This is a genomic window from Rudaea sp. (assembly GCF_057139185.1).
The window spans coordinates 18912-32325 of sequence record NZ_DBNHDN010000038.1 but is presented as its reverse complement, the minus strand read 5'-3'; the positions used below and the strand labels follow the sequence as shown (position 1 = coordinate 32325).

Genomic DNA, 13414 nt, shown 5'->3' with positions numbered 1-13414 from the left:
TCATTCCGGCGAAAGCCGGAATAACGATCAAGAGCACAGCTGCAAATCACGCCGCGCCCGCCAGTTTTGCCGCCTCGGCCAAGTCTACTTGAACCAGGCGCGACACGCCCGGTTCACGCATGGTGACGCCGCAGAGCTGCTGCGCGACTTCCATCGTCGCCTTGTTGTGGGTGACGAACAGGAACTGCACGTTCTCGCTCATCTCACGCACGAGATTGGAGAAGCGGCCGACGTTGGCTTCGTCCAGCGGCGCGTCGACCTCGTCGAGCAGGCAGAACGGGGCGGGATTCAAACGGAAGATCGAGAACACGAGCGCCACCGCGCTCATCGCCTTCTCGCCGCCGGAAAGCAGCGAGATGCTGGTCACGCGCTTGCCGGGCGGGCGCGCCATGATCGCAACGCCGGCATCGAGCACGTTGTCGCCAGTCAGCTCGAGGTAGGCCTGACCGCCGCCGAACAGGCGCGGGAACAGTTCCTGCAGGCCGGCATTGACGCGATCGAAGGTTTCCTTGAAGCGCGCCCGGGTTTCCGTATCGATCTTGCGGATCGCGGTTTCCAGTGTTTCCAGCGCGGTATTCAGGTCGGTCAGTTGCGAATCGAGGTAGGTCTTGCGCTGCGACTGTTCCTCGTACTCGGAGATCGCGGCGAGGTTGACCGGTTCGAGGCGCTTGATCTTCGCGTCGAGCTCGCCGATATCGCGCTGCCATTCCTCGTGGTCGGCGCCAGGCGGCAACGATTCGATCAGCGCGCTGAACTCGTGGCCGGCGGCGACGATCGCCTCCTGCAATTGCTGCGCACGCATCTTCAGGCCGTGCTCGGCGAGGCGTTTTTCCGACAGCGCCTCGCGCGCCTGCTGCAGCAGGTGCTCGATGCGGTGGCGCTCCTGTTCGTGACCGCGGAATTCGTGGTCGTGCGTTTCCAGCGCGCGGCGCGCTTCGACGAGTTGCTTGTCGATCAACAGGCGCTGGTCGAGATAGATCCGGCGTTCGGATTCGAGGTCGGCCAGCGGCGTCTGCCCCGAGGCGAGTTGTTGCGCGATTTCCGTTTTGCGCGATTCGAGCTGGGCGAGCTGGCTGCTCATGCGCAGCAGCGCCTGTTCCAGCGCGGCCACATTGGTGCGCTTGGATTCGATATCGAGCGCGAGGCGGTGCGTTTGTTCGGAAGCCTCGCGCGCGTTCATGCGCGCTTCCTCGCGTGCCTCGAGCAGGCGCCGACGCTCGCCGTCGAGATGCTGGCGACGCTGCTCCTGGTCGCCCATGCGCGATACGGCTTCCTCGAGGCGGGCGCGCGCTTCGCGCGTAGCCGTGTCGTCGGCCGCAAGCCTGGCTTCGAGCTCGCCGATTTCGCCGTCGACACGCGCGATGCGCGCCTGCGCGGTTTCGAGCTTGCCGCGATGGCTTTGCAAGGCACCGGCGAGTTCGGCGACGCGGCGGTGCGCGACGTAGAGCTCGCGCTGCGCATCGTCGCGCGCGCGCTCGGCATCGGCGCGCTGCGACTTGAGTTCCTCGAAACGCGAGCCGAGCGTGGCGATGCGTTGCTCGGACGCGGCGATCTCATCCTTGAGCGCATGGATTTCCTTCTCGCGCGCGATCACGCCCGCCTGCGCATCGCCGCGCCGGCGCACGCGCGCAAAGCCCGCGCCCAGCCATTCGCCTGCCGGCGTGATGACGGACTCGTGCGCGGCGAGCCCGGCGGCACGCGTGCGCGCCGCATCGAGCGAGTCGGCGGTGTAGATGCTGTCGAGAATATGCAGCGCGGCAACCGGCCCCGTCACATGCGCGGCCAGCGTGCCGGCGCGCGCAGCACCGCCCCGCTCCGCCGAGACCAGCGCGATGTCGGCCTTGCTCGCCTGCGCGAGTTCGCCGAGGAAATCGAACGGCGCATCGACGAGCACGCCGTCGAACAGGCCGGACAACACGGTCTCGACCGCGTTTTCCCAACCTGCTTCGACATCGAGCGCTTCGCCGAGGCGCGGTGCCTTGTCGAGGCCGAGGCGTTCGAGCCACTCGTGCGCCGGCGACTTCTCCTGGCCGAGCGCCGCATGCTGCAAGGCCTCGAGCGAGGCGAGACGCCCACGCATGGTCTGCAGCGAGGTGCGGCCTTCGCTGAGCCAGGCGCTGGCCTGATGCTCCTCACCGGCGAGTTCTTCGTGCTTCGCCTTGCGCTCGTCGAGCATCGCGGTAAAGGTTTCGACTTTTTCCTTGTGTTCGTCGTGGTCCCGGCCAAGCTTCTCGGCGGCTTCGCTCAGGGTGGCGAAATCGGCGGCCTGTTTCTCCGCGCGCAGCGCTTCGAGGCGGCGACCGGCTTCCATCGATTGGCGGTCGAGGTAGTCCAGGCGCGTGCGTTCGACCTCGGCCGCCTGGCCGGAGTCGGCGCTGGCCTTGGAATGTTCGTCCCACTGCGACTGCCACTGCGCAAGCGCGGCCTCGGAAGACTGCTGGGCCTCGGCAGTCTGTTCGGCCGCTTCGCGCAGCGCTTCGAGTTTCGGTTCGCCATCGAGCAGCGAAGTACGCAGCGTCTCGATCTGCTCGCGGTCGGCGGCGATGTGCTCGCCGAGTTCGGCGTAGGCGCTTTCGGTTTCGACGCGGGCGCGTTCGAGGCGCTCGCCGAGTTCCCTGTTGTGCTGGATCTGCTGCTCGACGCGCGCGATGTCGCCACCAACGCGGTACACCTCGGCCTGCACGCCATTCAGGTGATCGGTCGCGCCTTGATGCGTTTCGCGCAGTGTTTCCAGTTGCGCTTCCACCCCGCGCTGATCGGCGACCAGCTTCTCGATGCCGGTCTCGGCCTCGCGCAGCGCGTCGCCGTGGCCTTCGAGCTCGGTCGCGATCGCGCGGTAGTGCAGGCCGCGCAGTTCGGCTTCCTTCTTCGCCTGCTCGGCTTTCAATTCCTGCCAGCGCGCCGCAGCCTTGGCCTGGCGGTTCAGGTGCTCGAGCTGCTTGTCGACTTCCTCGCGCACGTCGTTGAGACGTTCGAGGTTCTCGCGCGTCGACTTGATGCGGCTCTCGGTTTCCTTGCGCCGCTCCTTGTACTTCGAGATGCCGGCAGCCTCCTCGAGATGGCCACGCAACTCATCGGGATGCGCGGAGATGATCTCGGAGATCATGCCCTGCTCGATGATCGAGTAGCTGCGCGCGCCCAGGCCCGTGCCGAGGAACAGGTCGGTGATATCGCGGCGGCGGCAACGCGCGCCGTTGAGGAAATACTGCGACTGGCCGTCGCGGCTGGCTACGCGCTTGACCGAGATCTCGTTGTACTTGGCATACTCGCCGACGACGAGGCCATCGGAGTTGTCGAAGATCAGTTCGACCTGCGCCGCGCCGACCGGCTTGCGCCCGGTGGACCCGGAGAAGATCACGTCGCTCAGCGCGTCGCCACGCAGGCGGCTGGCCGCGCTTTCGCCCATGACCCAGCGGATCGCGTCGATGATGTTGGACTTGCCGCAGCCGTTCGGACCGACGATGCCGGTCATGTTCGTGGGCAGGTGCAGGATGGTCGGATCGACGAAGGACTTGAATCCGGAGAGCTTGATCGTGGTAAGGCGCACTAGTTTCCGTTCCATTCGGGGCCGCAGAAGCTGCCCACGTTGTCTGGCGCAAGGGCATGCGCTAAGGTGCGCGCCCCACGTACGAGGCCGTCGTTCCCGCAAAAGCCGGAACGACAGCAAGAAATTCAGGAGTCACGGCCCATGTCCACGCAGCCCAGCAAGAAACTGGAGACCTTCGCGAACCCGCAACCGGGCCGCGATTATACCATCCGCATGCGCGTCCCCGAGTTCACCTGCCTGTGCCCGAAAACCGGCCAGCCGGACTTCGCCGAGATGCGCCTGGAATACGTGGCCGACAAGACCTGCGTCGAGCTGAAGTCGCTCAAGCTCTACATCTGGAGCTTCCGCGACGAAGGCCATTTCCACGAGGACGTGACCAACCGCATCCTCGACGATCTGGTGCGCGCGACCAAGCCGCGCTTCATGCGCCTGACCGCGGAATTCGGCGTGCGCGGCGGCATCTACACCACGGTCATCGCCGAGCACCGCAAGAAGGGCTGGAAGTCGCCAGCGAAGGTCGAGCTGGCGTAACGCCTGCTCCTCGTTCGTCATTCCCGCGCACCCCGGGGCGGGAATGACCGACCCCAGCCTAACCCTTCTTTTCCGGTGCCACAGCGGGCGCCGGTTGAGCGGGCGCAGGTGCTGGCTTCACCACCGTCGGCGCACTGCCCGCCGGATATTCGATCTTCGCCTGCTGCTTGAGCTTGGCCAGACGCTCCTCGCCGATCTTCTTCTGCAGGGCGCCCCGGATCTCGTCCTTGACCTTGTCGAACTCCGGCGGCGTGACCGGGTTGATCGCATCCAGGTGGAACACGTGCCAGCCGAACTGGGTCTTTACCGGCGTGCGCGAGAAATCGCCGACCTTCATCTGCGCCAGCGCCTGCGCGAGCGGCTCCGGCAACTGGCCGGCGGGAATATGCGAAAACACCTTGGACTGCGCCGCCTTGCCTTTCCACTCGTCGTAAACCTGGGCGAACGGCTTGCCGGTAGTCAATTCCCCGGCCGCCTTGAGCGCCTCGTCCTCGCTCGCGAACAGCAGGTTGCCGAAGTCGTATTCAGACTTGCCCATGCGCGCTACCTTCGCCTCGTACTCGGCCTTGAGCGCATCGTCGGAAATCGGCGTCTGCTGCTGCAGGCGGATCATCGCGCCGTTGGCCAGCGCGGAAAGGCGCGCCACCTCGACCTCGGCGGCGAACTTCGGATCGGCCAGCATCTTGTCGCGTTGCGCCTGCTCGGCGAGCAATACGTAGTCGCCGAGCACGCGCAGGATCTCGGCGCGTTGCTCGGGATTGCTCATGTCGGCCTTGGCCGCCTTGACACGGACGAACGCATCGACGAGCTCCTGCGGTACCGGCGTACCGTTGACCGTTTCCGCCACCGGCAGGTTCGCCGGCAATTGCACGATGCGCTGGTCACCGGTACTGCCGCCGGAACACGCGGCCAGTGCGAGACAAACGGAGATGGAAAGGATTTTACGCATGAAGGGTCCCTCGCAAGGAAATGTTGTCTGTCGTCATTCCGGCCCGCGGTCGTTCGCCGGTTGCGGGCGGCCGGAATGACCGGATTCCACGCTCAAAGCTCGTCCGGCGCGCGCGTCTCCAGCGCCAGTGCGTGGATGTCGGTCTGCATCATCGTGCCGAGCGCGGCGTAGACGCGCTGGTGCCGCCGCACCTGCGCAAGGCCGGCGAACGCCGCGGCGACGATGCGCACGCGGAAGTGTCCGCGCCCGTCGCGCGCGCCGGCATGGCCCGCGTGCTTGTGGCTCTCGTCGACGATGTCGACTTGCACCGGCGCCAGTCCGGCAACGAGCAGCGCGCGCATGCGCGCGATGCGCGCGGGGCCGAGCTCGACGGCGGTGGTCACGGCAGCGTCTTGCGGAACGGCCGCACGTCCACGTCGCGGTAGACGCCGGCGGTGACGTACGGATCGGCGCCAGCCCAGGCCCGGGCCGCGGCCAGGTCGGCAAACTCGGCGATGATCAGGCTGCCGCTGAATCCGGCCGGGCCCGGGTCCTCGCTGTCGATGGCCGGAAACGGCCCGGCCAGCAGCAGACGGCCCGCACTCTGCAAATCCTGCAGCCGCGCCACATGGGCCGGCCGCGCGGCGAGCCGTTTCTGCAGGGTGTCGGAATGATCGGTTGCGATGATGGCATACCACATCGGTCGGGGTCTCATCGGTATGAATTCGAAATGATACCTTATGCCGCCGCCGTGGACCGCGCGGCCCCCGGCTCTGGACAGACGCCGCCAATCCCCGTAATCTGTCATCCAAAGCGCAGGCCAGCCCGCAGGCGTCGCGATCCGCGATGCAGCCAGGACCCGCCCGCGCAGTTCTCTTGGGAATCGCCTCTCGCGCACGCCCGATGCGAATCGGCCGTTGCGACCGGGACATCATCCGCGTATCCGCCATGCCGCAGTTCCACACGTTGCCGCAGCGGTGCGCAGGTATGTACTTTTGTATTTCTATACTTTGGCGTATGCACAACGCTTTGTCCTTGGGGGGCCGCGCCGGACGCGGCAACCACGCATGACCGAATCGCGCACATGAACACGCAAAACGCCGCCGCGACCGGCGACGGCGAACAGGCCAGTCCGTTCCCGCAGGTTCCGCAGCAGCAGGAAATGCCGCTGGCGATCGTGCGCGGCGAGCCGGTGCTGCAGATGCCGCAGGACCTGTACATCCCTCCCGACGCGCTCGAAGTCATCCTCGAAGCGTTCGAAGGGCCGCTGGACCTGCTGCTGTACCTGATCCGCCGGCAGAATCTCGACATCCTCGACATCCCGATCGCCGAGATCACGCGCCAATACATCGACTACATCGAGTTGATGAAAGACCTGCGCCTGGAACTCGCCGCCGAGTACCTGGTCATGGCCGCGATCCTCGCCGAGATCAAGTCGCGCCTGCTGCTGCCGCGGCCGCCGGCAGAGGAAGGCGTCGAGGACGATCCACGCGCCGACCTCGTGCGCCGGTTGCAGGAGTACGAGCGCTTCAAGAAAGCCGCCGAGGACATCGAAACGATGCCGCGCGCGGACCGCGACTTTGCCGTCGTGCACGCGCACGTGCCCGACAAGGCCGTGGTGCGTGTGCCGCCGCCGGTGGATATGCGCGAACTGCTGCTCGCGTTGAAAGACGTGCTGACCCGCGCGGAACTGAAGGGCCATCACGAGATCCGCCGCGAGGCGCTGTCGGTGCGCAACCGCATGAGCGACGTGCTCAGCGCACTCGGCGACGGCGCATTCCACGGATTCGCGACACTGTTCAAGGCCGAGGAAGGCCGCATCGGCATTGTCGTCACCTTTCTCGCCATGCTCGAACTGGCCAAGGAACACCTGATCGAGATCATGCAGAGCGAGCCGCTTGCGCCGATTTATCTGAAGTCGCTCGCGACAGCGAATTGAGCAACAGAGCAAAGACACTGGATTCCGGCTTGACCCGTGCTGCGGCCGATGAAAGCCACCAGCACGACGAGCGAAAAGAAAAGTACTTTCCATGATCGAATTCGAACAACTCAAACGCATCCTCGAGGCCGCCCTGCTCGCTTCGTCGGCGCCGCTGTCGCTGCCGCAGCTGTTCACGCTGTTCGGCGAGGACGAGCAGCCGAGCCACGACGACCTTGCACGCGCGCTCGACGAATTGGCGCGCGACTGCGAAGGCCGCGGCATCGAGCTGAAAGAAGTCGCCTCGGGCTTCCGCTACCAGGTTCGCGCCGAGGTGAACCTGTGGGTGTCGCGACTGTGGACCGAGCGGCAGACGCGCTACTCGCGCGCGCAGCTCGAAACGCTCGCGCTGATCGCCTACCGCCAGCCGATCACGCGCGGCGAGATCGAAAACATCCGCGGCGTGGCCGTGTCGAGCAACATCATCAAGACGCTGGAAGAGCGCGAATGGATTCGCACGGTTGGCCACCGCGACGTGCCCGGCAAGCCGGAATTGTTCGGCACTACGCGCGCCTTCCTCGACTATTTCAACCTGAAGTCGCTGGACGAACTGCCGCCGCTGGCCGAGATTCGCGACCTTTCGGATTTCGAACCGCAGCTCGGTCTGGCGCCGGTCGCGATCGGTGCCACGGCGGATGACGCGAGCATAGATGGCGATGGCGCGGCGACGTCCGCGCACGGCACGCAATACGACGTCGAATCGCCTGCCGCTGCCGCCGCCGATACGGCCGGAACGGACGCGCCCGACGAAGCACACGATCTCGCCGACGAAGGCGACACCACCATGACGAGCGCCGATGCGGCGCCTGCCCCCACGGAGCACATCCCATGAACGCGCCTGCATCGCGCAGCCTGCTCAGCCTGAAACGCCCCCAGCCGGGCGACGCGCCCGATGGTGCCCCCATTTTCGAGGACCGCCTGCACAAGGTACTCGCCAACGCCGGCCTCGGCTCGCGGCGCATGCTCGAGCAGCGCATCCAGAACGGCGAGATCCGGGTCAATACCAAGGTTGCCGAAATCGGTTCCAGCGTGCGCGCCGGCGACCGCGTCGAGATCGACAACAAGGTCTTCGTCGTCGTCAACGACACGGCCGAACAGGCCAGGGTGCTGATCTACAACAAGCCCGAGGGCGTCGTCGCTACGCGCGAGGATCCGGAAGGCCGGCCGACGATCTTCGAGCAACTGCCGCAAATCAAGGGTGCGCGCTGGATCTCGGTCGGCCGCCTCGACATCAACACCACCGGCCTGCTCCTGCTGACCACCGACGGTGCGCTCGCGCATGCGCTGATGCATCCGTCGACCGAGGTCGAGCGCGAGTACGTCTGCCGCGTACACGGCGAAGTGCCGGATGAAGTGCTGGAGAAGCTCCAGGCCGGCATCGATCTCGACGACGGCCCTGCGCGTTTCGACGAGATCGCCGTGATCAGCCGCGGCGACAGCCATTCCTGGTTTCGCGTCATGCTCAAGGAAGGCCGCAACCGTGAGGTGCGGCGCATGTGGGAATCGCAAGGCCTCATGGTCAGCCGCCTGAAGCGTATCCGCTACGGCAACGTCGAACTGCCGCGCGGCTTGCTGCGCGGACAGAGCGAGACGCTCGACGCGGACACGGTGAAGGCGTTGCGTACGCTGGTCAACGCGGGCGATCCCGAGCCGAGCCTGACCCTGCAGCCGGTGATCAACCAGCGCCGCGCGAAGGCGTCGAACGAATACCGTCCGTCGCCGCAGTCGCAGCAGGCCTGGAGCGGCGCGCACGCCGATGAGGCGCGCGAACTGCGCGCGTTCGACCGCATCCGCGACGATGGCCCGTTCCGCCCCGGCACGAAGCGCAACAACAAGCGCAAGGACAAGGGCAAAGGCACGGGCAAGGGAGCGCGCGGCGGCGGACAGGGCACCGGCCAGCCCGGTGCGCGCCAGAATCAGCCACGTCGCGGCAAAGGCCGCGGTGCCGGTGCCGGCCAGACCCAGATCGGCGTCTACCAGCCGCCCGTGCGCAGCTGGTTCGCCGGCGACGAGCGACCACAGCGCGGCAATCGCCAGCGTCCGGGCGGACAAGACCAGAATGTGGGTCGTGGCCAGCGCGACAGCGGAGCGATCCACCAGAACCGCAATCCGTTCGCGCAGAACGAAGGCGGCGCGCAACCCGGCAACCGCTTCAAGCCGAAGCGCGACAACAACCGCCCGCGCGGCGGCGGCAATCAGGGCAATTTCGGCGGACAAGGTCAACGCCCGTTCCGCCAGGACGAACCGCTGCCGCGCGACGACATCGGCAATCGCCTGCACCCTTCCGAGGGGCGCCGCGGCGGCGGCGGGCGACGGCGCTGAACTCCACAACAAGAAAAGCGGCCCTCGGGCCGCTTTTTTTGGGTGATCGACTCGATCGCGAAGCCGGTTCGGCCGTCCGTGGCCTCGTTTTAATCCAGCTTCAGGGCTTTCTTGTTGCTGTCGCGACGATGCTGCTCCTTGCCGCGGTATTCGGCTACGCAGCTGTCTTTCTTCACCATCACGCAATCGAGGTAGTCGGTGATCTCGACCAGTGCGGCCCGGATCGCCTTGCCGGCCGGGGTTTTTTCCTCGTGCGCGAGCGAGCCACCGAAACCGCCGCGGAAGATGCCGACCGACAGGCCACCGCCCTTGCTGCGGCCTTCGATCGTGCGCGAATAGGCGATGTCGCCGGTGGTTGTGTCGACCACGCGCACGTCGACGGCGAGATAGGCTTCGCTCGACTTGCCACCCAGACCGATGCCGCGGAAGCTCAGGCCGCCGCCGGTATCGGAGGTGTTTTCCTCGTACGAGGTCACCGTGCCCATGACCAGATACTGCGCGCCCGTCACCTTGCCGATCTTCGCGCCCGTGCCCGGAGCGATGCGGCCGGACGCGGCGAGATTCTGTTCTTCAAGCACGTTCTGCAGCTTGTTGCGCTCGACGACGCGGAAATCGCCGCTCGAGGAGAGTTCGTTCGAGAGCATGCCCGACAGCTCCCAGCCCACACCGCCGCGCCACCAGCCGGCGCCGGACTCGTTCTTGAACTCGGCCACGCCGATCGCCGGGCGGCCATCGCCCGCGGCGAATGCGCTGCCTGCGGCGGCGAGGCCGGTGAGCGCCATTGCGGCGGTCATGACGTACTTCTTCATTGCACTCTCCCTGCAGTGGTTGATTGATGACGATGCATTCTAGTGACGGCCCATTGCGCTTACCAGCGCACGATTCACGCACGGACTGCCAACCGTATCACGCTTTTTCCCCGCCGCGGTTCATCCGATATCGCCGGATCAACGCGTTGGTCGACGAGTCGTGCGCCAGGCTCGCATCGCCCGGCGCCGCGATCTCGCCGGCGATCTTCTGCGCCAACTGCTTGCCGAGCTCGACCCCCCATTGGTCGAACGAGTCGATATCCCAGATCGCGCCCTGGACGAAGGTGATGTGCTCGTAGAGCGCGATCAGCGCGCCGAGGCTGTGCGGAGTCAACTGCTGCGCGAGCAGGGTATTGCTCGGCCGGTTGCCGTCGAACACGCGATGCGCGACCAGCCACTCCGGCGTGCCCTCGGCGCGCACCTGCTCGGCAGTCTTGCCGAACGCCAGCGCCTCGCTTTGCGCGAACAGGTTGGCCATCAGCAGATCGTGTTGTTCGTGCAAGGTGCTCAGCGGTTCGACGAAGCCGATGAAGTCACAGGGAATCAGGCGCGTGCCCTGGTGCACGAGCTGGTAAAACGAGTGCTGTCCGTTGGTGCCGGGTTCGCCCCACCACACGGCCGCGGTGTCGTGATCGACGCGCGCGCCGTCCAGGGTCACCGACTTGCCGTTGCTTTCCATCGTCAGCTGCTGCAGATAGGCGGGAAAGCGCTTGAGGTAGTTTGCGTACGGCAGTACCGCCTGCGTCGCCGCGCCGAGGAAGTTCGTGTTCCACAGGCCGATCAGCGCCATCAGCACCGGCATGTTCTGCGCGAACGGTGCGCTGCGGAAATGCTCGTCCATTGCGTGGAAGCCATCGAGCAGCGCGCGGAACTGGTCCGGGCCGATCGCGAGCATGGTCGAAAGGCCAATCGCCGAATCCATCGAGTAACGCCCGCCGACCCAATCCCAGAAGCCGAACATGTTTACCGTATCGATGCCGAATTCTGCGACTTTCGCGGCGTTCGTTGATACCGCGACGAAGTGCTTCTCCACCGCGGCCTCATCCTTGAGCTTGGCCAGCGTCCACGCGCGCGCGGCGCGCGCGTTGGCCATCGTTTCCTGCGTGGTGAACGTCTTCGAGGCGACGATGAACAGCGTTTCCTCGGGTTTCAGATCGCGCGTCGCCTCGAAGAAATCGGCACCGTCGACATTGGAGACGAAGCGGCAGTCGAGGTCGCGTTGCGTGTACGCGCGCAACGCCTCGTAGGCCATCACCGGGCCAAGATCGGAACCGCCGATGCCTATGTTGACGACATGCCGGATGCGCTTGCCGGTATGCCCTTTCCACTCGCCTTCGCGCACGCGCGTAGCGAACGCGGCCATGCGCGCGAGCACCTCGTGCACGCCGGGCACGACGTTGCCGCCGTCGACCTCGATGACCTGATCGCTGGCCGCGCGCAGCGCGACGTGCAACACCGCGCGCTGCTCGGTCGTGTTGATCTTCTCGCCGCGCCACATCGCATCGCGCCTGGCGGCGACCCCGGCGTCCTCGGCGAGCTGCAGCAGCAAGCGCAGGGTTTCATCATCGACGCGCTGCTTGGAATAATCGAGATACCAGCCTGCAGCATCGAGCGTGTATTTTTCCCCGCGCCGCGGATTCGTGCTGAACAGGTTGCGCAGGTGCGCATCGCGTGCGCGCCAGTGCGCGGCAAGCGCGCGCCAGATGGGACGTTCGGTCAGCTTGGGCATGGCGGGTTCCGTGTAGCGTGGCAATCACGGCCCGCTTCGCGACGAGCCGCGGCTATTGTCGCGTTTCCGCGCCCTCGGCGAAAGCCACGAGCGTACCACGCGAATGGCCCTGCTCGGCCAGATACTCGAGCCAGCGGTTGAGGAAGCTCGCCATGCGCATGCGGTGCGCGAACAGGGTCTTGGTCGCCGGGAACGCGCCGAGCGCGTGCCAGAGATGCTTGCCGGCGTGATAGTGCGAAACCTCGGCGACGTGCGCATCGCTGTACATGCGCAGCCAGGCGGATGCCGGAGTTTCCTCGCCCGCGTTGCGCATGTGATAGGACAGTTTCAGTTCGAGCGTGTAGGCGTGGCGCTCGAGCAGATCGAGTTGCACGTCGAGGCCATCGTCGACCGAAGACACATAGCTGCCGACGTCGAGTGATTGCGGCGCGAACACGCGGGCGAGGCGATGATAGTTTTCCGCGTACAGCCCCATCAGGTAGGCGAACCTGCTCGGCAACACGGCGGAAGGTTTTTCGAGTACGGCGGACATGGCCGAATCATAGGCGTCGTCCCCCTGCCCCGCCAGACTTGCGCATTCGGTTGTCCGGGGGTAAGTTGGAAATCCGCAGCCGCTATTCGCTGACGCGCACGGCGTCATCGCGGTTCATCCGTCAGAACAAGTGTTTCTCGATGCCCAGCCAGGCGAGGATCTTGCTCGCGATCTCCTCGATGGATGTGTGCGTCGTGTTCTGCACCGGAATGTTCTCGCGCCGGAACAACTTGTCGGCGAGCGCGAGTTCGTGGCGGCACTGCTCGATCTTGGCGTACTTGCTGCCGGGCTTGCGCGCCTCGCGCACCTGCGACAGGCGGATCGGATCGATGTCGAGACCGAACAGGCGCTGCTTGTACGGCTTGAGCCGCGGCGGAATTTCCAGTCGCTCCAGATCATCCGGCGTCAGCGGATAGTTCGCCGCCTTCACTCCGTAGTGCAGCGCCATGTACAAACAGGTCGGCGTCTTGCCGACGCGCGACACGCCGACGAGGATCAGGTCGGCATCCGCATAGTTCACGTCGAGCCCGTCGTCGTGGGTCAGCGCGTAGTTGGTCGCATTGATGCGCGCCTCGTATTCGGCGAAGTTGGTCATGCCGTGCGCCTTGCCGACGCTGCGCGAGCGCTTCATGCCGAGCTCGCTCTCTAGCGGCGCGATGAACGGCGCGAAGATGTCGAGCATCAGCGCGCCGGACGCGGCCAGCACTTCCCCGATGGCCGGGTCGACGACCGAATTGATCAGGATCGGCTTGATCCCGTTCGAGGTATAGGCGTTGCGGATGCGCGCCGCCGCGGCGCGGGCTTTTTCTTCGGTATCGACGAACGGGATGCGGAACGTGTTGAATTCGACGCCGTCGAACTGGGTCAGCACCGAGTGTCCGATCGTCTCTGCGGTGATACCGGTACCATCGGATACATAGAAGACGCTTCGGGTCATCGCAAGACTCGCAATCGCGGGAGCGCGCAGTGTACGCGATGCCGCGCAGCGCGCCGTCAACTTGTTTTGCAGCGCACAAACCGGCGAAAATGACAGGTCCC

12 protein-coding genes are annotated in these 13414 nt (G+C 65.8%); 4 read left to right on the top strand and 8 right to left on the bottom strand.

From position 1 onward, the window contains the following. Positions 1–46: 46 nt before the first annotated feature. The gene (smc, locus tag AC16HO_RS12765; RefSeq protein ID WP_395643684.1) at positions 47–3547 is read right to left on the bottom strand and encodes a chromosome segregation protein SMC; all 3501 of its coding nucleotides are present in this window, start codon (positions 3545–3547) and stop codon (positions 47–49) included. A gap of 141 nt (positions 3548–3688) precedes the next feature. Between smc and queF the strand changes: the two genes are divergently transcribed. Further along, positions 3689–4078: a preQ(1) synthase gene (gene queF / locus AC16HO_RS12760; protein ID WP_395643683.1), complete on the top strand. Its 390-nt coding sequence runs from the start codon at positions 3689–3691 to the stop codon at positions 4076–4078. 58 nt (positions 4079–4136) lie between these two features. Here queF and AC16HO_RS12755 read toward each other — a convergent pair whose 3' ends face one another. From AC16HO_RS12755 to AC16HO_RS12745, 3 genes are all read right to left on the bottom strand, one after another. Continuing rightward, on the bottom strand, positions 4137–5027 hold the full coding sequence (locus tag AC16HO_RS12755) for a foldase protein PrsA (protein ID WP_395643682.1): 891 nt from the start codon (positions 5025–5027) through the stop codon (positions 4137–4139). 92 nt (positions 5028–5119) lie between these two features. Next, the gene (locus tag AC16HO_RS12750) at positions 5120–5368 is read right to left on the bottom strand and encodes a BolA family protein (RefSeq protein ID WP_395643709.1); all 249 of its coding nucleotides are present in this window, start codon (positions 5366–5368) and stop codon (positions 5120–5122) included. Between the two features lie 38 nt (positions 5369–5406). Then, the gene (locus AC16HO_RS12745; RefSeq protein WP_395643681.1) at positions 5407–5706 is read right to left on the bottom strand and encodes a YciI family protein; all 300 of its coding nucleotides are present in this window, start codon (positions 5704–5706) and stop codon (positions 5407–5409) included. Between the two features lie 384 nt (positions 5707–6090). Between AC16HO_RS12745 and AC16HO_RS12740 the strand changes: the two genes are divergently transcribed. From AC16HO_RS12740 to rluB, 3 genes are all read left to right on the top strand, one after another. Further along, entirely contained in the window at positions 6091–6945 is an 855-nt protein-coding gene (locus AC16HO_RS12740; RefSeq protein ID WP_395643680.1) for a segregation and condensation protein A, read from the top strand. 91 nt (positions 6946–7036) lie between these two features. Beyond that, positions 7037–7816, top strand: coding sequence for an SMC-Scp complex subunit ScpB (gene scpB / locus AC16HO_RS12735; protein WP_395643679.1), 780 nt, complete (start codon positions 7037–7039; stop codon positions 7814–7816). After that, entirely contained in the window at positions 7813–9306 is a 1494-nt protein-coding gene (rluB, locus tag AC16HO_RS12730) for a 23S rRNA pseudouridine(2605) synthase RluB (RefSeq protein ID WP_395643678.1), read from the top strand. The genes scpB and rluB overlap by 4 nt, the downstream gene beginning before the upstream one ends. A gap of 89 nt (positions 9307–9395) precedes the next feature. On the opposite strand, the gene AC16HO_RS12725 is transcribed toward rluB, so the two are convergent. The 4 genes from AC16HO_RS12725 to ppsR all read right to left on the bottom strand — a co-directional run bounded on the left by AC16HO_RS12725 (position 9396) and on the right by ppsR (position 13313). Then, entirely contained in the window at positions 9396–10115 is a 720-nt protein-coding gene (locus AC16HO_RS12725; protein WP_395643677.1) for a CsgG/HfaB family protein, read from the bottom strand. Between the two features lie 97 nt (positions 10116–10212). Next, positions 10213–11844 (bottom strand): glucose-6-phosphate isomerase, encoded by a 1632-nt coding sequence (gene pgi / locus AC16HO_RS12720; protein WP_395643676.1) that lies wholly within the window; start codon positions 11842–11844, stop codon positions 10213–10215. Positions 11845–11896: 52 nt separating this feature from the next. Further along, complete coding sequence (locus AC16HO_RS12715) at positions 11897–12376, bottom strand: DUF1249 domain-containing protein (RefSeq protein ID WP_395643675.1); 480 nt, start codon at positions 12374–12376, stop codon at positions 11897–11899. 121 nt (positions 12377–12497) lie between these two features. Beyond that, the gene (gene ppsR, locus AC16HO_RS12710) at positions 12498–13313 is read right to left on the bottom strand and encodes a posphoenolpyruvate synthetase regulatory kinase/phosphorylase PpsR (RefSeq protein ID WP_395643674.1); all 816 of its coding nucleotides are present in this window, start codon (positions 13311–13313) and stop codon (positions 12498–12500) included. Between the last annotated feature and the right edge of the window lie 101 nt (positions 13314–13414).

Bases quoted from the DNA above. Each gene is read 5' to 3' on its own strand.
- AC16HO_RS12740 (WP_395643680.1), top strand. From the start codon at position 6,091: ATGAACACGCAAAACGCCGCCGCGACCGGCGACGGCGAACAGGCCAGT.
- AC16HO_RS12745 (WP_395643681.1), bottom strand. From the start codon at position 5,706: ATGTGGTATGCCATCATCGCAACCGATCATTCCGACACCCTGCAGAAA.
- ppsR (WP_395643674.1), bottom strand. From the start codon at position 13,313: ATGACCCGAAGCGTCTTCTATGTATCCGATGGTACCGGTATCACCGCA.
- queF (WP_395643683.1), top strand. From the start codon at position 3,689: ATGTCCACGCAGCCCAGCAAGAAACTGGAGACCTTCGCGAACCCGCAA.
- AC16HO_RS12725 (WP_395643677.1), bottom strand. From the start codon at position 10,115: ATGAAGAAGTACGTCATGACCGCCGCAATGGCGCTCACCGGCCTCGCC.
- AC16HO_RS12755 (WP_395643682.1), bottom strand. From the start codon at position 5,027: ATGCGTAAAATCCTTTCCATCTCCGTTTGTCTCGCACTGGCCGCGTGT.
- pgi (WP_395643676.1), bottom strand. From the start codon at position 11,844: ATGCCCAAGCTGACCGAACGTCCCATCTGGCGCGCGCTTGCCGCGCAC.
- AC16HO_RS12715 (WP_395643675.1), bottom strand. From the start codon at position 12,376: ATGTCCGCCGTACTCGAAAAACCTTCCGCCGTGTTGCCGAGCAGGTTC.
- AC16HO_RS12750 (WP_395643709.1), bottom strand. From the start codon at position 5,368: ATGCGCGCGCTGCTCGTTGCCGGACTGGCGCCGGTGCAAGTCGACATC.
- scpB (WP_395643679.1), top strand. From the start codon at position 7,037: ATGATCGAATTCGAACAACTCAAACGCATCCTCGAGGCCGCCCTGCTC.
- rluB (WP_395643678.1), top strand. From the start codon at position 7,813: ATGAACGCGCCTGCATCGCGCAGCCTGCTCAGCCTGAAACGCCCCCAG.